The organism is Arthrobacter sp. DualSoilB13 (assembly GCF_055389195.1).
In genome coordinates this window covers 296,484-314,097 of sequence record NZ_AP035865.1, presented here as the reverse complement: position 1 = coordinate 314,097, position 17,614 = coordinate 296,484, and the positions used below count along the sequence as shown (strand labels likewise).

Annotated in this window: 22 protein-coding genes and 1 pseudogene; 10 read left to right on the top strand and 13 right to left on the bottom strand. The window is 61.9% G+C overall.

What is annotated here, in order from left to right; all coding sequences use genetic code 11:
• Positions 1-8: 8 nt before the first annotated feature.
• The 3 genes and pseudogenes from ACZ5J0_RS01555 to ACZ5J0_RS01545 form a co-directional block, all read right to left on the bottom strand.
• Complete coding sequence (locus ACZ5J0_RS01555; RefSeq protein ID WP_142937018.1) at positions 9-740, bottom strand: HAD family hydrolase; 732 nt, start codon at positions 738-740, stop codon at positions 9-11.
• Between the two features lie 8 nt (positions 741-748).
• Positions 749-1,767 (bottom strand): annotated as a pseudogene (locus tag ACZ5J0_RS01550) (LacI family DNA-binding transcriptional regulator).
• Positions 1,768-1,981: 214 nt separating this feature from the next.
• Positions 1,982-2,608: an alpha/beta hydrolase gene (locus tag ACZ5J0_RS01545; RefSeq protein ID WP_464094012.1), complete on the bottom strand. Its 627-nt coding sequence runs from the start codon at positions 2,606-2,608 to the stop codon at positions 1,982-1,984.
• A 47-nt stretch (positions 2,609-2,655) separates the two neighbouring features.
• On the opposite strand from ACZ5J0_RS01545, the gene ACZ5J0_RS01540 reads away from it, so the two are divergent.
• Positions 2,656-3,096, top strand: a complete 441-nt coding sequence (locus tag ACZ5J0_RS01540; protein ID WP_223941512.1) for a helix-turn-helix transcriptional regulator — start codon at positions 2,656-2,658, stop codon at positions 3,094-3,096.
• A 19-nt stretch (positions 3,097-3,115) separates the two neighbouring features.
• The gene (locus ACZ5J0_RS01535) at positions 3,116-3,517 is read left to right on the top strand and encodes a VOC family protein (protein WP_464094011.1); all 402 of its coding nucleotides are present in this window, start codon (positions 3,116-3,118) and stop codon (positions 3,515-3,517) included.
• 79 nt (positions 3,518-3,596) lie between these two features.
• Here ACZ5J0_RS01535 and ACZ5J0_RS01530 read toward each other — a convergent pair whose 3' ends face one another.
• The 3 genes from ACZ5J0_RS01530 to ACZ5J0_RS01520 form a co-directional block, all read right to left on the bottom strand.
• Positions 3,597-4,736, bottom strand: coding sequence for a glutamate--cysteine ligase 2 (locus ACZ5J0_RS01530; protein ID WP_464094010.1), 1,140 nt, complete (start codon positions 4,734-4,736; stop codon positions 3,597-3,599).
• 38 nt (positions 4,737-4,774) lie between these two features.
• Positions 4,775-5,233: a hypothetical protein gene (locus ACZ5J0_RS01525; RefSeq protein WP_223941510.1), complete on the bottom strand. Its 459-nt coding sequence runs from the start codon at positions 5,231-5,233 to the stop codon at positions 4,775-4,777.
• Positions 5,234-5,450: 217 nt separating this feature from the next.
• The gene (locus ACZ5J0_RS01520; protein WP_166841111.1) at positions 5,451-6,224 is read right to left on the bottom strand and encodes a GAF and ANTAR domain-containing protein; all 774 of its coding nucleotides are present in this window, start codon (positions 6,222-6,224) and stop codon (positions 5,451-5,453) included.
• Between the two features lie 688 nt (positions 6,225-6,912).
• Between ACZ5J0_RS01520 and ACZ5J0_RS01515 the strand changes: the two genes are divergently transcribed.
• Positions 6,913-7,140: a hypothetical protein gene (locus ACZ5J0_RS01515; RefSeq protein ID WP_464094009.1), complete on the top strand. Its 228-nt coding sequence runs from the start codon at positions 6,913-6,915 to the stop codon at positions 7,138-7,140.
• Between the two features lie 215 nt (positions 7,141-7,355).
• On the opposite strand, the gene ACZ5J0_RS01510 is transcribed toward ACZ5J0_RS01515, so the two are convergent.
• Positions 7,356-7,496 (bottom strand): hypothetical protein, encoded by a 141-nt coding sequence (locus ACZ5J0_RS01510; protein ID WP_223941508.1) that lies wholly within the window; start codon positions 7,494-7,496, stop codon positions 7,356-7,358.
• Positions 7,497-7,565: 69 nt separating this feature from the next.
• Here ACZ5J0_RS01510 and ACZ5J0_RS01505 point away from each other — a divergent pair, with 69 nt between their 5' ends.
• The 4 genes from ACZ5J0_RS01505 to ACZ5J0_RS01490 all read left to right on the top strand — a co-directional run bounded on the left by ACZ5J0_RS01505 (position 7,566) and on the right by ACZ5J0_RS01490 (position 11,751).
• Entirely contained in the window at positions 7,566-8,357 is a 792-nt protein-coding gene (locus tag ACZ5J0_RS01505) for a DeoR/GlpR family DNA-binding transcription regulator (RefSeq protein ID WP_464094008.1), read from the top strand.
• Positions 8,354-9,346, top strand: a complete 993-nt coding sequence (locus tag ACZ5J0_RS01500) for a 1-phosphofructokinase family hexose kinase (protein WP_464094007.1) — start codon at positions 8,354-8,356, stop codon at positions 9,344-9,346. Before ACZ5J0_RS01505 ends, ACZ5J0_RS01500 begins: the two co-directional genes overlap by 4 nt.
• Positions 9,343-11,391, top strand: a complete 2,049-nt coding sequence (locus ACZ5J0_RS01495; protein WP_464094006.1) for a PTS fructose transporter subunit IIABC — start codon at positions 9,343-9,345, stop codon at positions 11,389-11,391. Before ACZ5J0_RS01500 ends, ACZ5J0_RS01495 begins: the two co-directional genes overlap by 4 nt.
• Positions 11,392-11,475: 84 nt before the next feature.
• Positions 11,476-11,751, top strand: a complete 276-nt coding sequence (locus ACZ5J0_RS01490) for an HPr family phosphocarrier protein (protein ID WP_014920471.1) — start codon at positions 11,476-11,478, stop codon at positions 11,749-11,751.
• A gap of 82 nt (positions 11,752-11,833) precedes the next feature.
• Here the strand turns inward: ACZ5J0_RS01490 and ACZ5J0_RS01485 are convergent, their stop codons facing one another.
• The 4 genes from ACZ5J0_RS01485 to ACZ5J0_RS01470 form a co-directional block, all read right to left on the bottom strand.
• Entirely contained in the window at positions 11,834-12,421 is a 588-nt protein-coding gene (locus tag ACZ5J0_RS01485) for a TetR/AcrR family transcriptional regulator (RefSeq protein WP_464094005.1), read from the bottom strand.
• 33 nt (positions 12,422-12,454) lie between these two features.
• Positions 12,455-13,006 carry a hypothetical protein gene (locus tag ACZ5J0_RS01480; protein WP_166841107.1) on the bottom strand — a complete coding sequence of 184 codons (552 nt, stop codon included), beginning with the start codon at positions 13,004-13,006 and terminating at the stop codon, positions 12,455-12,457.
• A 79-nt stretch (positions 13,007-13,085) separates the two neighbouring features.
• Positions 13,086-14,045, bottom strand: coding sequence for a DNA topoisomerase IB (locus tag ACZ5J0_RS01475; protein WP_464097212.1), 960 nt, complete (start codon positions 14,043-14,045; stop codon positions 13,086-13,088).
• Positions 14,046-14,087: 42 nt separating this feature from the next.
• Positions 14,088-14,567: a Dps family protein gene (locus tag ACZ5J0_RS01470; RefSeq protein WP_024819119.1), complete on the bottom strand. Its 480-nt coding sequence runs from the start codon at positions 14,565-14,567 to the stop codon at positions 14,088-14,090.
• Positions 14,568-14,875: 308 nt separating this feature from the next.
• Between ACZ5J0_RS01470 and ACZ5J0_RS01465 the strand changes: the two genes are divergently transcribed.
• Positions 14,876-15,046 carry a hypothetical protein gene (locus tag ACZ5J0_RS01465; RefSeq protein WP_018778938.1) on the top strand — a complete coding sequence of 57 codons (171 nt, stop codon included), beginning with the start codon at positions 14,876-14,878 and terminating at the stop codon, positions 15,044-15,046.
• Between the two features lie 62 nt (positions 15,047-15,108).
• On the opposite strand, the gene ACZ5J0_RS01460 is transcribed toward ACZ5J0_RS01465, so the two are convergent.
• A complete protein-coding gene (locus tag ACZ5J0_RS01460) occupies positions 15,109-15,330 on the bottom strand; it encodes a hypothetical protein (RefSeq protein WP_166841104.1) in 222 nt (73 codons plus the stop codon).
• A 116-nt stretch (positions 15,331-15,446) separates the two neighbouring features.
• Here ACZ5J0_RS01460 and ACZ5J0_RS01455 point away from each other — a divergent pair, with 116 nt between their 5' ends.
• Positions 15,447-15,968 (top strand): DUF6328 family protein, encoded by a 522-nt coding sequence (locus tag ACZ5J0_RS01455; protein WP_142937035.1) that lies wholly within the window; start codon positions 15,447-15,449, stop codon positions 15,966-15,968.
• Between the two features lie 17 nt (positions 15,969-15,985).
• The gene (locus ACZ5J0_RS01450; protein WP_243753152.1) at positions 15,986-16,687 is read left to right on the top strand and encodes a DUF6766 family protein; all 702 of its coding nucleotides are present in this window, start codon (positions 15,986-15,988) and stop codon (positions 16,685-16,687) included.
• Between the two features lie 23 nt (positions 16,688-16,710).
• On the opposite strand, the gene ku is transcribed toward ACZ5J0_RS01450, so the two are convergent.
• Positions 16,711-17,577: a non-homologous end joining protein Ku gene (gene ku / locus ACZ5J0_RS01445; RefSeq protein ID WP_166841101.1), complete on the bottom strand. Its 867-nt coding sequence runs from the start codon at positions 17,575-17,577 to the stop codon at positions 16,711-16,713.
• Positions 17,578-17,614 lie beyond the last annotated feature (37 nt).

Genomic DNA, 17,614 nt, shown 5'->3' with positions numbered 1-17,614 from the left:
AAGTAGGGTCAGAGAAGATCGTTGAGGTCGTCGACCACCAGCGTGGCGCCCGCGTCCAGCAGGGTCTGGCGGCCGGCTCCGCGGTCCACGCCGATCACGGCATAAAAATTGGCACCTGCGCCAGCCTGAACGCCGGATACTGCATCCTCCACCACGATGCATTCCTCCACAGGCACGCCCAGCAGACCCGCCCCATAGACGTAGGTGGCCGGGTCCGGCTTACCGGGCAGTCCGACGCCGGCGGCAACCATACCGTCCACCACCACCTCAAAGTGGTGGTCAAGCCCGGCGGCCTTCAGAACCGCAGGCGCGTTCCGGGAGGAAGAGACGACCGCGACCTTCAGCCCCAGCTCCACCGCAGCATTGATGAACTTGACCGAACCCTCGTACGGCTCAACACCGCGGGAATCCACGATCTCGTTGAAGATGGCATTCTTCCGGTTGCCCAAACCCTGCACGGTTTCGTTGTCCGGGTGGTCATTCACCGGACCTTCAGGGAGGGCGATCCCGCGGGACGTCAGGAAATCACGGACACCATCGAAGCGGGGCTTGCCATCGATGTGATCGAAGTAGTCGCTCTCCTGGTAACCCTGCGGGTGGCCCGTACTGGCCAGATAGCCATCGAAAAGTTCCTGCCAGGCCTGTTCGTGCACCACGGCCGTGGGCGTCAGCACGCCGTCGAGGTCGAACAACAGCGCCGAGGCGCCGGTCCAGGCATTACGAAGATCAGTCATGTGCATTGTTCCGTTCAGCGCTTGTGGCGCGTGGTTTTGCGTTCGATGAGCTTGGTATCGAGCAGGTGGTTGGAGGGTTGATGGGGGGATTCAGTATTTAGCAGGCGTTCGCACAGCAGGTTTGCTGCGAAGGCGCCTTGGTCGGCAACGGGTTGCGCCACAGTGCTCAGGCCAAGGAACCAACTCATGGGGTGATCGTCTATGCCGATCACGGACACGTTCTTGGGCGCGGAAAGGCCGTGTTCCCGCAGCGCCATCAGCGCACCGAACGCGGCCTCGTCACAGTGAGCGAACACTGCAGTGGGCCTCCCGCCACGGGTCATGAGTTCAGTCATGGCCCGTCTGCCGTCGTCGATGCTTGGCCCGGTTCCCACCACAAGGTCCGGGTGGACGGTGAGGTGGTGTTCATCCAGCGACGCCTGAAGCCGCGGAACCGTGGCGTCTCAGTTACAACGGGGTGTTCATTGCTCGAAAGAACGGCCAAGTCCCAATGGCCCAGCCCCAGCAGGTGTTGGGTAGCCTGCCAGGCTGCGTGCTCGTCATCGATACCTACATTGTCCCACGGAACATTTCGCATGCCCACGCTGGCAACTGCGAGCCCGGAGGCCTCCAACGCTTCCAGTTCATGGGGCGCGAGGTCAACGTTGAGCAGGAGCAGTCCGTCCACTCTTTGCGCGAGGTTTCCAAGATCCGCAAAGAACTGCGTCCGCACGCTGGCTTTGTTGCGCAGGCTGATCAGGACGGTGTCGTACCCGCTGTCTCCGAAGACTTCCTCGGCGGCTTCCACAGCCTGGGCGAAAAACCAGGCCGTGGCTGTCGGGGCGACGATTGCCACCGATCCCGTGCTTCCACCGGCGAGCCTGGACGCTGCGGCTGAGGCTTTGTAGCCAAGTTTGCTGGCGGCTTCCGCCACGTGTCGTTGTGCTTTTTCAGAAACATTGGGGAGATTCCTGAGAGCCCGCGACACCGTGCAAATGGACAATCCGGACAAGACGGCAACGTCCTGGATTGTCACCCTGTGAGTCCTAACCATGCAACACGGCCTCAACCCTTTCCATCCTCGCCTGACGTCTTGGCGTATGCCCCGAGCCGGGTCACCAGCCAAAAGTGTAAGCGCTTACAATTTTGTCATTCAATAGAGTGCGCTCGAATACGAAATTGTGACGCGAATCTCACCGGAAGCTTGATTCCGGAGGCTGCATGCCTTCTAATCCGGTGTCCCGGCCCTCATGCGGGGCTCGCGCCCGTTACTTGTCGCCGTCCAGAACGTAGTACTTCAGGAACGCGCTCACATCCACCAGTTCCGGCGGTTCGATCCTGTGCCCCATCCCAGGGTAGGTGCGGGCCGTCAGGGCTACATTGGCGTTCAGCCACTCCTCGGTGTGGGCTATGGCATCCTCATTGATCACGGGATCGGCCGTGTCCCGCCCCCAGAAGAACGGAGGCGGAACATCGAAGGACTCACTCAAGGCCAGGAGATCGTTGTCCAGCACGAACCCGGACAGGCCGACGGTGGCCTTAAAAGCGCTGGGCCGCAGGCGGAGGAGGGTGCTGGCCATGGCCATGCCCTGCGAATAGCCCAGCAGGCTGACGCTGCTGTGATTGTCCTTGACCGAATTGATCCAGTTGAACACCGCATTGGTGGACGCCATAACATCCGCGAAGTCGTTGGTGAGGAAATAGTCAAGCAGGAACCAGCCATAATCGTCGCCGATGACCTTGGGACCTCGCAGCGCTGCGCAGGTGAACTCGCCGGGGAGGTTCGGAAAGAGGTTTACCATCCGCTGCTCGCTGGTCCCATAACCGTGCATCATCACCAGCAAAGGCGTGCCCTTGCGCTGGTTCCCGGGCTTTGACCACACCACTGATTCCATGGGCACGAGCCTAGTGGACCGTGCCCATGACTCCGTAGACTGTGCCCATGACTCCGCAGGAACTGGCCAACCTGGCCCATCTGCGGCGCGCCCGCGACTTCATTGACCGCGAATACGCGCGTCCCCTGGACGTGCCCACCATGGCCGCCGGCGCCCTGATGTCCCCCGCGCATTTCTCACGCCAGTTCAAGGCCGCCTACGGAGAATCGCCGTACAACTACCTCATGACCAGACGGATCGAACGGGCTATGGCCCTGCTCCGGGCGGGAACTTCGGTCACCGACGCCTGCATGGAAGTCGGTTGTACATCGCTGGGCTCCTTCAGCACGCGCTTCACGGAGATCGTCGGCATGAACCCCAGTGAATACCGTGCCCGTGAGCACCATGCCGTCAAGGCCATGCCCAGCTGTATTGCCAAGCAGCACACGCGTCCTGAAAGAAGCGGCAGCAAGAACATGAGCAGGATTGAAGAAGCGCCCGCATCGTAGCTGCCATAGCGTGTGATTCATGAACATTTCATTGAAATACGCACACGTCACTGTCAACGATGTTGACGAGTCCCTCGCCTTCTACCGGGATGCACTCGGTTTCGAGGTCCGGAACGACGTCGGCTCGGACGGTCAGCGCTGGGTCACCCTCGGCAGCGACGCCCACCCTGATCTTGAACTGGTCCTTTCCCCGCCGCACGCCGGCCGGTCACAGGCGGACGGCGACGCCATCCAGGAGCTGCTTACTAAGGGCGTCATGCCCATGCTGGTTTTCACCACCGATGATCTTGACGCCACCTTCGAAAAGCTTCGTGCATCCGGCGCCGAAGTACTCCAGGAACCGATCGACCAGCCATGGGGTCCCCGCGACTGCGCTTTCCGTGACCCTTCCGGCAACATGATCCGCATCAACCAGGGCTGATTATCAGGCGCGACGGCGGGAGGTCACCCCGGTGGGGCGTCTCCAGCGCTCGAGGTGACCTCCGCCGTCGTCGTACTTCTTAGCGACTCAAGAGGCCGGCGTCGGATCGCTCATCGTAATTGTGGGTAGAGGCAATGGCGGCGGAGACGACGTCGGACAGTCGCCGCCGCTGGCCATAGGCCTGTCGCTGCAGCCGTTCGCCGGTCCCGCGCCGGAGGATGTTCGCCACCCCCGTCCGCGCGAGGGCCAGGTCCCCGGTTGCCGTCAGGGCGCCACGGATGTGCCGGAGCAGGGCACCCGCCACGTCCGCGGCAGCATAAGGGGCCTGCTCCAGCGGATGCAGCAGTTGGTTGTTGACGCCAAAACGGCTGGCTTTCCAGTTGGCCATGCGGATCACCGGAGTCAAAGTGCCCGACGGCGGTCCGCCCTTCCGCCATTCGCCCGCCGACGTTTCCACCAAGGCACGGGCGAGGAGCGCGATAGTGAGCGCATCCTCGGCGTAGAGGCAGACATCGGCGATCCGGAGTTCCACGGTGGGGTGCCCTCTGGACAGGCGCGCGTCGAAATAGATCATTCCCTCGTCCAGCGGAACTCCTGTGCCCAGCAGTTCCGCAAGTACCGCCCGGTATCCGGCAGCCGAGCCGAAAACATCCATGGGACCTGCGGTGGGCCACCTGTTCCAGATCTGCGTGCGGTAACTGGCGAACCCCGTGTCAGCACCCATCCAGTAGGGTGAGTTCGCGCTGAGGGCCAGGAGGACCGGCAGCCAGTGCCGCATCCGGTCCAGCACGGCTACGCCCTCGTCCGGCGACTCGATGGACACGTGGATGTGGAAGCCGCAGGTGAGTTGCTCGCGGGAAATCAGGCCGAATTCCTTGCCCATGGTGGCGTAGCGCTGGTTTCCGGTGGTGGGGGTCGCGTGAAACACCGGAGGCGTGGCCAGCGCAGCAACGCGTGCTCCCACCGCCCGGGCTGCAGAGTCGGCCAACGCCCGCCCTGAACGGATTTGAGCCCGCAACTCCTGGGCGGTCCGGCACGGGAGCGAGTTAACCTCAATCTGTTCCTGCTTGAACTCGGACTTCAGCGACGGCCCACCGCCGGCATCCCATTCCGCGTGGGAGGGGGCGGCCACATCCAGGAGTCCGGAGGCCAGAGCCAAGGGCAACCCGTCCTCAGGATCTGCGATCAGCAATTCTTCTTCGACGCCAAAGGTACGCATAACCCCCCTCCCAACCGTTAGTTTTTTAGAGACGGCGGTTAGCCAACGTGGCGCGGAACCTCCATTTGAAAACCGCAACGGCAATGGAGCACCTGCGTTTGCAGGTACACCTCAAGCAGGCTGGGGCTCTCCGGATCGTCAGTGGTCCGGGGCGCCTCGATGACGCGCTCCGTGGGGCGCCCCAGGGTCATGGGATCGCCGCAGTGGGTGCAGCTGAACCAGAGCCCGGCTGCTGAAGTGGAAAGAAATTCACTTTGGATGGCGGGAACCAGCGCGTCCAGGCGGACTGCGTGGGCGTAGAACGTATCGCATTCGCTACAGGTGTAGCTGACTTCGACGATCTCCGACTGATTCGGTGTTGCTTCCACAACCGTCTCTACGAAAACGTAGGAATCAGTATTGCAAACGGTGCACCACGGGCGTGCTCCGGTATCAACTGTTGCAGGTGCCCGTCGGCTTGCAGGCTGCGGGGCGGGAATCGGGGATCCAAGCGTCATTGCCATTCTCCTTATGCTCCTTCAAGGAGCCTGCATGGAGGCACGCTGTGAGCCGGCCGAAAGGGGCCACGGCTAAAAAGGTGCAGTTTTTGGACCATCCTGGATGGTTCCTCATGAGGCTCCAAGGGCTATCTGCTTAACCCATGTATGAATGTAGTTCACCAGTGGCAGCCGTCACAAGAGATGAGACTGCTGCCAATCCGCTAGCGGGAGCGCCCTAGGCCTCGAAATGGGCCACGGGAGCTTCCCTGGCCACACTCTTGACGAGGGATTCCGCGACGTCCCGCAGCTTCTGGTTGCGGGTGCTGGACGCTTTCTTCAGGATCTGGAACGCTTCCTCCTGCGTGCAGCGGTTTTGGCCCATGATGATTCCACTTGCCAAGTCGATCACCGTTCGCGTCCGCATGGCATCCTGGAGGTCCTCAGCGTGCTGCTGCTTGACGCCAATCCGGACGGCCAGTCTCAGCGATCGCTCGGCCTGGCTTGCATAGAGTTCGCAATTCCGGATGGTTGCTTCATCGAAGGCGTTGGCCTGCGGCGCGAAGAAGTTAAGCGCCGCCGTTGCACCCTCATCCAGTTCCAAGGGAACGCAGAGAGCGGACAGATGTCCCCGCTCGGCAATGACTGAGCAGTACTCGGACCACCTCTGTTCCGTGGAGGTGTCAGCAACATGCTGCGTTACGCGGCTGCGCATGGCCTCCAAGCACGGACCATCACCGTACGCCTGCTGAACCTCATCGATCAGCCTGGCCTCGTGGTTGCTTCCCGCCACTGTGGCGGTGCGATGGCGACGGCTGAGGGTGATGCCGCAGAGCACGTCCAAGCCCACGGCCTGTGACACCGCGGATGCCGAAAAGACCGCGAGCTCATGCAGGAACCCGCCCACATCTTCGCTGTCTATCACCAGATCCTGCAGCTGCTCAGGCACCGAAGTATCGTCGGGCGCAGAGACAGCATCAGGCACCGCAAAATCCACGCTCATTTCGTCCATGCCTTATTTTACGTTCGCCTCACACCAACTCGTCACCCTTTGGACAACGGAAAACAGAATCCTTGCATCTGCGGTGCACCTATGTGCACAATCGACACATGGTCCGGATCACGGGCCCAGGCTATTGAGCTCATGCAGACGGGCGTCCCTCACTTTTTGATGCAGAGGTACAAACCCATGCCGGCTCAGCCAGCGTCCAGAGTCCCGGACGAAGCACATCCGCCACCCGATGAACCCCTCTGGTGCTCGCGCTGCAATACAGATCAGCATCTTCTGGTGAACTCCATCCAGTCCCACTATCCGCCGGCACCCAACATGGTGGACGTTGCGTATGAGTGCCATGTTTGTAGGTACTCGTATGAGCACGTTGCTTCCGTTCGGCGCGTTGCAGCAGTCCTGAACCGTCCGGGTGCCCCTCAAGGCGTCCTGCAGTTCGGCGGTCAATACCTGCACTGCGGGGAACCGATGAAGACAAAGAGTTGCGAGCTGCGAAGGATCCAATCGCCCTTGGTCCTGTCGCCGGGCGCGCAGCAACGGATGTATGAGGTACTCATCAACACGCGCATTCTCGGGTGTCATTGCGGCTTCCGCATGGAGATGCCTGACTGAGGCCGGGTGGCCATGAGGAGCTACACCAAAATTTCCGGAGCTACCGAGAGGGACAGCATGCACGCAGAATCACAACGAAATGAGCCTCAAACCACGGGCAGCAAGCCCGGCCAGGCCGGTAAGCGCAGCCTCCCTGATCCGCCGGATCCGGACAATCTTCCCATCGACTATCCGGGCTCTGGGTGGAACTCGAGCAGGTACCCCTCCGGCGACCCCGGACGACTCCGGCCGCAGCACGCTACTCACCGGCGGAGCGCCTGATCATGAGCGGTTCGCCACCGAATCCCTCGTACCCCTCGCACCCTGACCCCACCCGCGAAACGGGTCCCATGCCCGAGCCGGTTCCATTGCCGGAGCCGGGACCACCACCCGTAGCAGAGCCCACGCCAGGACGCCCAACGCCGGGTGAACCAGGGCGTTTGCCGTAGGCCTGCCCACCAGCACATCAGGCACCGCCTGTTTACTCCCATGAACAGGGTCCCGCTACTCCCCCAGTCGGGATCCGAATGAGGGCATGCCGCGCTACAGGGAGCGCGGCATGCCTTTTTCGTGCCCTGGACCGCCGCGCTCCTCCGGATCTTCGCCCAGATCTTCCCTGCCTAAATCTTTGTTTATGTTGATTTCTATTGACTTACCAACATAAACAAAGATAGAGTCAAGCAATTCCACATCGTTGTGACAGCAGTCACTGATGTGGCTGCACTGCTAAGCAGCTTGACCAATGGAGGGTAAGTGTTCGCCGAAGAGCGCCAGCATCTGATCTCCGCACTCGTCGCAGAGCGCGGACGGGTGAGTGTCACAGACCTCGCCGACCGTTTCAGCATTACCACTGAGACAATCCGCCGCGACCTCGCGGCCCTGGAGGTCGCCGGCAATCTCAGGCGCGTTCACGGCGGCGCCGTCCCTTCGGACCGCCTCAGCACCCGCGAAGAGAGCATCCTCGAGCGTGCCGTACAACGTCCGGAGGAAAAGCTCCGCATCGCCAGCGCAGCACTCGCCCTGATCCCCCAGCTCACCACGGGAAGCATTCTCCTGGATGCGGGCTCCACCACTGAAACCCTCGCAGACCTACTGGCCCAGCAAACGCCATCGGCCAACGGAAACGATGAACTCGTGGTCATCACCCACGCCATCCCCATCGCCGGCAAGCTCTCCTCCACCCAAGGCATAGCACTCCAGATCCTTGGCGGCCGTGTCCGCGGACTGACGCAGGCCGCCGTCGGGCAGTCCACTGTGGAAGCTGCTTACAAACTTCGCCCGGACATCGCATTCGTCGGAGCCAACGGTATCCACGCAACGTTCGGACTCAGCACCCCCGATCCCGAGGAGGCCGCGGTCAAAGCCGCATTCGTCACCTCAGCCCGGCGCGTGGTTGCCCTGGCCGACTCTTCCAAGCTGGATGCCGAAACCCTGGTCCAGTTCGCCACCCTGAAGGATGTTGACACCTTGATTACTGACCAGCAGCCCTCGGCTGAACTAGCTGCGGCTTTGGCCGACGCCGGCGTTGACGTGGTGGTCGCATGATCGTCACTTTGACCGCCAACCCCAGCCTGGACCGCACGGTGGAACTGCCGGGAGCCTTGGCCCGCGGCGAAGTGCAGCGCGCCGTCGCTGTCCACCAGGAATCCGGCGGGAAGGGCGTCAATGTTTCCCGGGCGCTCGTGGCCTCCGGCCTGGACACTCTGGCCGTTCTGCCGGGCGCCGACTCGGACCCGGTACTTTCCGGACTGCACGACGGCGGTGTACCGTTCGCGGCGCTGCCCATCGGTCAGGCGCTGCGCAGCAATGTCACGCTCACCGAACCGGATGGCGTCACCACCAAGATCAACGAACCCGGCCCGGAACTGAGCGGTGAACAGCAGGAGGCCCTGATCGGGCTGCTGCTGGAACGCTCGCGTGGCGCCAGCTGGGTGGTTCTTGCGGGATCACTCCCACCAGGAGTGCCCGCGGATTTCTACGCCACCATCGCTCGTCGGCTCCGGTCGAAGTCGGACGGCACGGCCACCCCAAGCATCGCCATCGACTCCTCCGGGGCGCCGCTCGCGGCCGCTGTGGTGGGCGATGCCGCAGGGAAGCCGGACCTCCTCAAGCCGAACGCGGAAGAGCTCGCCGAGCTCGCCGCCGCTACCGGCTTCACCAACGTCTCCACAGCTGACGAACTGGAAGCGGATCCGGCCAAAGCCGCCCAAGCCGCTGCCGCCGTCGTCGCCAGCGGTGTGGGCGCCGTTCTCGCAACACTCGGGTCCAAGGGCGCAGTCCTGGTGACCGCAGACGGGGCGTGGTTCGCCACGCATCCGCCCATCAAAGCCGTCAGCACGGTGGGTGCCGGGGACTCTTCACTGGCCGGCTACTTGTTGGCTGCAACCCAAGGCGGCTCCGCGCAGGACTGCCTTCGTCAAGCCGTGGCACATGGTGCCGCTGCTGCTTCGCTGCCAGGCTCCACTGTCCCGGCAGTCCACCAGACAACCCCCAATGCCGTAACCATCACGGCCCTCCAGAAGGACTCACAGTGACCCAGCTGATCACAACCCAATTGGTCACCCTCGACCAAAACCTGGGCGACTCCCCTGCCGACGTCATCCGCGTCCTGGCCGGCAAAGTTGCCGCAACCGGCCGCGCCTCCGAGGTTGAAGGGCTCTTTACCGACGCCTTCGCCCGCGAGCAGAAGACCGCAACCGGCGTCCCCGGCGGCATCGCGATCCCGCACTGCCGCTCAGCCGCCGTCCAGGAGCCTGCCTTGGCCATGGCCCGGCTGTCCCACAAGGTGGACTTCGGAGCCAAGGATGGTCCCGCTGACCTCATCTTCTTCATCGCAGCCCCGGACGGAGCGGACCAGGAACACCTGAAGCTCCTCTCCAAGCTGGCACGCTCGCTGATCAAAAAGGACTTCACGGCAGCGCTGCGTGCGGCTGCCACTGAGCAGGACATTGTTGACCTCGTGGACGGCGCGCTGGCCGATAAGCCGGCTGCTGCTCCCGCTTCTGCCGCAGCACCCGCAGAGTCCGCACCCGCCGCCGCCGGCACGACGACGACTGCCGCACCCAAGCGCATCGTGGCCGTCACCGCGTGCCCAACGGGCATTGCGCACACCTACATGGCTGCAGATTCGCTGGTTGCCGCGGCCAAGGAAATGGGTGTTGACCTCCAGGTAGAGACGCAGGGTTCCTCCGGCGCCAAACCGCTGGATCCGGCAGTCATCGCAGCGGCCGACGCCGTAATCTTCGCCGTGGACGTTGACGTACGCGGCAAGGAACGCTTCGCCGGGAAGCCGGTCATCAACGCACCGGTCAAGCGTGGCATCGACGAACCCACCAAGATGGTGGAGGAAGCCCTGGCAGCCGCCACGGACCCACACGCCCGCCGCGTTCCGCACTTTGGTGCCGAAGAGCAGGCTGAGCGCGCCCAGGAGGAAAAGGGTGAGCACATTGGCCAAAAGCTGAAGCGCGCACTCCTCACGGGCGTCAGCTACATGATTCCGTTCGTGGCCGGTGGCGGGCTCCTGATGGCTCTGGGCTTCCTGATGGGTGGTTACCTCATTACGGACTTCGCTGACAAGATTGTCCTTGAGAACAGCATCTTCAACCTTCCAACCGCATTCCCGGACAACGCTTGGGGCCCCTTGGGTGCTTATTTGGGCGCCGTGCTGTTCAAGATCGGTAACCTGTCCATTCAGTTCCTGGTGCCCGCGTTGGCCGGCTACATCGCCTACGCCATCGCAGACCGGCCAGGTATTGCGCCGGGCTTCGTAGCCGGTGCCGTGGCCGGATTCATGGGGGCAGGCTTCCTGGGCGGCATCGTTGGCGGCCTGCTGGCCGGGTACGTCGCTTACCAGGTCGGCAAGCTGGATGTGCCACGCTGGCTCAGGGGCCTGATGCCCGTGGTCATTATCCCGCTTGTCGCTTCCATCGTGGCGTCGGGACTCATGTTCATTATCCTCGGGCGTCCCATCGTGGACCTGACCAACGCCCTCAATTCCGGGCTCTCGAGCCTGACCGGTGCTGGCGCTATCCTTCTGGGTATCATCCTGGGCCTCATGATGTGCTTCGACTTGGGCGGCCCCGTCAACAAGGTTGCCTACTCCTTCGCCGTCGCCGGACTGGGAGCTGCTTCCGTAGCCAATCAGGCACCATGGCAGATCATGGCGGCCGTCATGGCGGCAGGCATGGTTCCTCCCCTCGCGATGGCACTGGCCACCGTCCTGAACAAGAAGCTGTTCTCCCTGGCGGAGCGCGAAAACGGCAAGGCTGCTTGGCTCCTCGGAGCGTCCTTCATCTCCGAAGGTGCGATTCCCTTCGCTGCGGCTGATCCGTTGCGCGTCATCCCTGCCAGCATGGTGGGTGGTGCAGTAACGGGTGCACTGTCAATGGCTTTCGCCGTGACATCCAAGGCTCCCCACGGTGGCCTGTTCGTGTTTTTCGCAATCGATAACTTCCAGCTGTTCTTCCTGTCAGTCATCGTCGGCGTGGTAATCACCGCTCTGTTGGTCATCGCCCTCAAGCGCTTTGCAGTCAAGAAGCCGGTGGAAGCGGAAGCCGCCCCGGCCACCGTCAGCGTCTAGGCTCTCCACCGTCCAGGCCCCACGGTCTAGACTTCCCACAAAGCCATCTCCCCTAACCGCCACCCTTCATAAAAAGGAGCACCAATGCCAGAACGTACAGCCACCATCGCAAGCCGCGTGGGCCTCCACGCCCGCCCTGCAGCCATCTTCGCCGAGGCAGCCGGTGACCTGGACATCGACGTCACCATCGCACGTCAGGGCGAGCCCGCCGATGACGCCATGGACGCCGCCAGCATCCTGTCCCTCATGAGCCTGGGCGCTTCCCACGGCGATGTTGTGGTGCTGCGCGCCGAAGGTGAAGGCGCGGATGCAGCCCTGGACAGCCTGGTGAAGATCCTCGAAACGGACCACGACGCCTAATAGGGACACCCAAACCCCTCAGCACCACGCAAAGAGCCTGGTGCCACCCGGATACCGGTGGCACCGGGCTCTTTGCGTCTCTCTAAGGGTTTGCGAGTTCGTCGAGATGACGTGCGAGCACCAGGAGCATGGGACCCGATTCCAAGAGGTCCCCGCTCCACAGCCCGTGCATCGCGATCCCATCCAAGAGCGCACGCAACCGCTGAGCTTCATATTCGGGGTCCCGCTCCTGATGGAACTGACCCCCTTCCGCCAGGATCTGCACGGCTGCGCGGCATACGCGTTCCACTCCGTCGCTGAGCCTGATCGCTGCGGGACGAAGCGCAGCGTCATTCAGTGAAAGGACGCCGAGCTGGACCTGTGCAACCAATTCCAGACGCCGTTCCCTGTCCAGAGGCAGCAATTGCAGGAGCAATTCATCAACCAGTTCCCTGCCCGAGCGCTCAAGTGCAGCCATTCGCGCTGTGACCCGGTCTTCAATGAGTTGCAGGCAGAACTCACGCAGAGCGTGTTGCGTAGCAAAGGCGCGTCGTAGTGAAGCGGCGGCTATACCCGCTTCTGCCGCCACCCCGCGCACCGAAAGGCCCGACAACCCATCCCGTTCAAGGACACGCAAGGAAGCTTCCGCAATTGCTGCGCTACGCGCCTCTGCATCGATTCTCCGGGGCATGGTTCAGCTCTTTCTCCGGGGCATGGTTCAGCTCTACAGAGCGGTAGGTGACAGGGCGCGGGCGGGCTTCTTAGGCCAGATGGTATAGCTCACGGCCCACAGGAAGTCGATGGCGAAGATGATGCCCAGGATACGGAAGAAGTCCCAGAGGGCTGCGGTTCTTTGGGCGTCGTTGACGAGGAGAATGATCGCCCCCAGTGTCGCCGCTGCGATGACTACTGCCAACGCCGTGAGCAGCACATCCCGCCAGCATTTGATGGTGTAAGGCTTTCCCGTGAGCCGTTCCGGCGCCGGTCCGCCGGCAAACCGGTGCTGGAAGTGGGCATCCGCCCACGCCACCATGCGCTTGCCGTAAGCGACGGAGATCCCAATGTAGATTGCAGCCAGTCCGTGGTGCCACGAGGCCGTGCCCCCGCCGAGCAGATCCACCGCCACAAGGCACAGCAGGATGGCATCGATCACCGGGGCAAGGATCAGCAAGACCCCGCCAAGGCGTGGGCGACGCAGCAGATACCGCGCTGCGAGCCCTCCGAGAATCGCCACCCAGAAAGCAACTTCACACACCACGATTGCCAACAAAATCATTTACGCCCCCAGACGCCATGAACCCGCAAAAACTTTATTAGTACGAGTGTACTCATAAAATTCTCTGGTGCGGTCTGGTCTACTTTGGCGCCTCTTCGTTCAAGTAGGCAGCAATGGACGCTTCCGTTGGCTTGACGTCCTTGAGCTCCTCGGACAGGTATCCCTCGATAATTCTTGGATCAACATAGGACGAGCGCGCCACCGAAGGCGTATTGCCCAAGACGTCCGATGCCTCTTTGATGGCCCGCACAATGGCCTGCCTGGGAGTTCCCTTATGGCCCGACTTGATGAGGCACATGGCAGCAGCCGCCGTCCCCTTCCATGTCCGGAAATCCTTGGAGGTGTAAGCCTCTCCGGCGACTCCGCGCAGGTATTCGTTGATCATGGACGCGTCCACCGATACCCAGGAGCCGTTGGCTTGGTAGGCCAGCAGGCGCTCTTTGCCCGGCCGCCCTGCCAGCGGTTCCAGGAACGCGGCAAGGGCGGGATCGTGAATGGAGGTGTCCCACAACTGACCGCTCTTGCCGGGGAACTTGAGGAAAACGTCCGGCCCTTCCACGCGGGCGTGCCGGCATCGAAGCGTCGTGAGCCCATACGAGCCGTTTTGCTTCATGTAGACCTCGGAACCAACGCGGAGCGCACCGAGGTCCATGAACCGCACGGCGGCAGCAAGGGTCTGTTGTCGGGGGTCGTCGGAATCCCGGAGATGCACGGTCACGTTGCGGCGTACCGCAGGCAGGACCAAGCCCAGCTTTGCGGCCCTGATGAACTTTTCGGTGTCCTTCCGCTCCCGCCACCCCGGATGGTAGATATATTGGCTTCGCCCGGCAGCGTCCACACCGGTAGCCAGAATGTGCCCATGCTCGAACGGGCTGATCCAAACATCGGTCCACGCGGGCGGGATCGCCAGCGCATTGATGCGCTGGCGATCCTCCTTGCTGACCAAGCTCCCGTCAGGGTGGCGGTAGCTGAACCCCTTGCCTACCCTGCGGCGAACTATGCCGGGCTTGGAAAGGTCACTTCGCTTAAGCCTGGGCACGGCCTGCCTGCCTAGGTCGCGACAGCCGGAGCCGGGTTCCCGCTACGCCTCGTCCGGATCCGTCACGGCGGCGCCGGCATTCATGATTTCGGCGTTGATCATCCATACCAGCTGCTCAAGGCGGGAAATGAAAGCGTGCAGAAGGTCCGCCGTTGTGGGGTCTTCCTCGTCCACTTCGTCATGGACATCGCGCATGGTCTGGACTGCGCGCTCAACGCGGTCGGTGACCAGCTTGACGGCGTTCTTGGTGTTGACCAGTCCTGCCGGGAATTCCTCCAGGCGCGTGCCCTTGGCGATGGTGGCACTGCGGCCATCCGGGAGTGCGTGGAGGGCTCGCATACGCTCGGCGGTGTCGTCAGCGAACTCGCGTGTAGCCACTACCAGCTCGTCCAACTGGAGGTGAAGATCGCGGAAGTTCGGCCCCACGATGTTCCAGTGCGCCTGCTTTCCTTGAAGCTGTAGCTCAATAAGGTCCGTCAAGACGATCTGAAGGTTGTCTGCAAGCTGCTGTGACGCTTTCATGTGTTCCTCTCATAGACGTTCATGTGAGCCAAAAACGTGCCGCACAGTTTCTGCAGCACTGCCCAATCATCAAGTGACGACTGCAATAACCCTTTCATAAGGAAGCTTAGTAGTACAATGAGGAGTGTTACTGTTCACGACTGGCGAACTTCCCCTTCGGGCGAAGATCCCCTGAGTGGTACACGAAAAGGCACTTGGATCCGTAGAACGCAACCAAGTACCGGCATAACTAAATCGAAGTAACTCGGAATGCATACTCGGGAATCGGCGGTTCATCAAAGATTCCCGCGGAAAGGAATGTGCTGACCATGAATACGCTTCTGATCATTGCTGGTGTAGTAGCAATTGTTCTCCTTCTTGTAGGTGGCTTCTCGCAAGCCCTTAACTGGCTGCTGTGGGTAGGCGTCGTCCTCCTCGTTATCGCAGCCATCGGCTGGCTGCTGAGCTTCATGTCGGGTCGCAGGGGACACACGGTATAGGAGACCGAACGAGGATCGAACGCCGGGGGCAACGCCCCCGGCGTCCCTACACCCCGGTGTAGTTAGGCCTCTTCCCCACGGCTCCCGGTTGCCGAGGGCGGTGGGGCCGCATCCGGATCCAAAGGTGTGGGGAACTCGTCACCCGGAGCCTCGGGAACTCCTTGGGCCGGCCGTTCCGGCGTCTCGCGCTCACCGCCCTGACCGGGCATTTCCTGCTCAGGCGTGGGTGTGCCGTAGCCGCCGGGCTCGCTTTCCGGGTCCACGCGGTGTTCGTCCTGACTCATAGCTTCCTCCTTGGATTTCCGATGAGGCCCCGTTCAAAAAGATCGAGGAATGCTGACAGTTCGACCGTAGTCCCGCGCAGGGTCGTCGTCCACCAAAACCACACGGAGGTGCACAGATGGTAGAACCGGAGCAGGCCCCCAGGATCGGCAGGAACGAGTCCACCGAGGAACGAATGGACCGGAACTGGATGGAACTGATCCAGGAGTTACGGGTTCTCCAAACAGGGGTGCAGATCCTTGGCGGTTTCCTGCTCACGCTGCCCTTCCAAGAACGCTTCGAACTCCTGGACGACTGGCAACGGAGCCTCTACCTCTTCAACGTGATGGTGGCAGCAGTGACCACCGTGCTGATAGTGCTCCCCGTCAGCGTGCATCGCCGCTTGTTCCGCAGGGGGCTCAAGGCCACCCTGGTTTCAAGTGCCGATGTGGTCACCAAGTGGGCGCTGGCTGGTGTGGCTTTGTTGATCGTTGGCTCTGCCACCCTTGTTTTCGACTTCACCGCCGGCCGGACGGCCGGACTTGTAGCTGCAGGATTCATCATCCTGGTGCTGCTGCTCCTGGTGGTGGGAACACCCCTATGGCTGCACCGTCGAGCAGTCCGAAACAGCGACGACAACGGAACTCCCAGGGAAGAGTGAGCCCGATGCTCAGACCCATGAAGCACCCCGGAACATCCAGCAAGGACAAAGATCCCGCGCGCCATTGGGTCAAGGACCACGGCTTGCTGCTGGTCAACGCAGGCCTGTTCGTCGTCTTCCTCGGGGGAATGATCATCTCGGGAGCGGCAACTTACAGCGAGGAACAACAGGCTCACGGCCAGCCAGCCACCGGTATCACGGATTTCCTGACATCAGGCAGCTTCTGGGAAGCCGTCTTTGAAAACTGGGAATCGGAGTTTCTTCAAATGGCCATGTACGTGGTCCTTACCGTCTTTCTGTTCCAGAGGGGTTCCTCGGAGTCAAAACCCGTGGACAAGGAAGCACCCCAGGATGAAGATCCCCGCGATGCCAGGAAGTCACCCAAGACCCCGTGGCCGGTAAGGCGCGGCGGCTGGGTGCTGAAGGTCTACGAGCACTCACTCTCCGGCCTGCTGGGCCTCCTGTTTCTGACCTCCTTCACATTGCACGCGGTAGGTGGCGCAGCCGCCTACAACGAGGAACAGCACAGCCATGGCCTGCCCGAGGTCTCCACCTGGGAATACATGGCTTCCAGCCAGTTCTGGTTTGAGTCCTTCCAGAACTGGCAAAGTGAGTTCCTCGCTGTCGCCGTCCTGGTAGGAGCCTCCGTGTACCTCCGTGAACGTGGTTCACCCGAGTCCAAACCGGTGGCGGAACCGCACTACGAAACCGGCGCCTAACCCCTAGGCGAAGGCAACACGACCTAAGCCTTCTTCTTGGCCCGCGCCTTTGGTTTGCTGGCAGTTTTGCTGGCGGCAGCAGCGTCGTCGTCCGCTTTTTCCTTGCCGCGCTTCTTGTCCAGGCTGCGCTTGAGGGCTTCCATGAGGTCGATGACGTCGCCGCCCTCGCCCTCACCTTCCACCACGCCAAAGGTTGCCTCGGTGTCCAGGGCCTCGCCCTTCTCCAACTTGGCCTCGATCAATGTTCGGAGCTGCGCTTGGTAGTCATCGGTGTATTCGTCGGGGTCAAAGTCGTGCGCCATGGATTCCACCAAGGCGGAGGACATCTCCAGTTCCTTGTCCGAGATCTTGATGTCCGTCTCCAGTGACGGGAACTTGGCCTCGCGGACCTCATCGCCCCACAGGAGAGCCTGGAGCAACAGCACGTCCCCACGCACCCGCAGTGCCCCCAGACGGGTCTTCTGCCTCAGGGCGTACTGGACAATTGCGATTCTGTCAGTGTCCTCCAACGTCTGCCTGAGCAGCATGTACGCTTTGGGCGATTTGGAGTCCGGCTCCAGGAAATAGCTGCGCTCATACATGATGGGGTCCAGCTGCTCGGCGGGGATAAATTCCACCACCTCAATTTCGCGGCTGTTCTCCTCCGGCAACGACTTCAATTCCGCAGACGTAAGGACCACGGTGCGGCCTTCTTCTTCGTAAGCCTTATCAATGTCCTCGTACGCAACAACATCGCCGCAAATTTCGCATTTCCGTTGGTACCGAATACGCCCGCCGTCCTTATTGTGGACTTGGTGCAGGCCAATATCGTGATCCTCCGTGGCACTGTAGAGCTTCACTGGTACGTTGACCAGACCGAACGCGATAGATCCCTTCCATATGGCCCTCATGCACCCAGTCAACAGCACAACACAGCGGAGGAGAAGA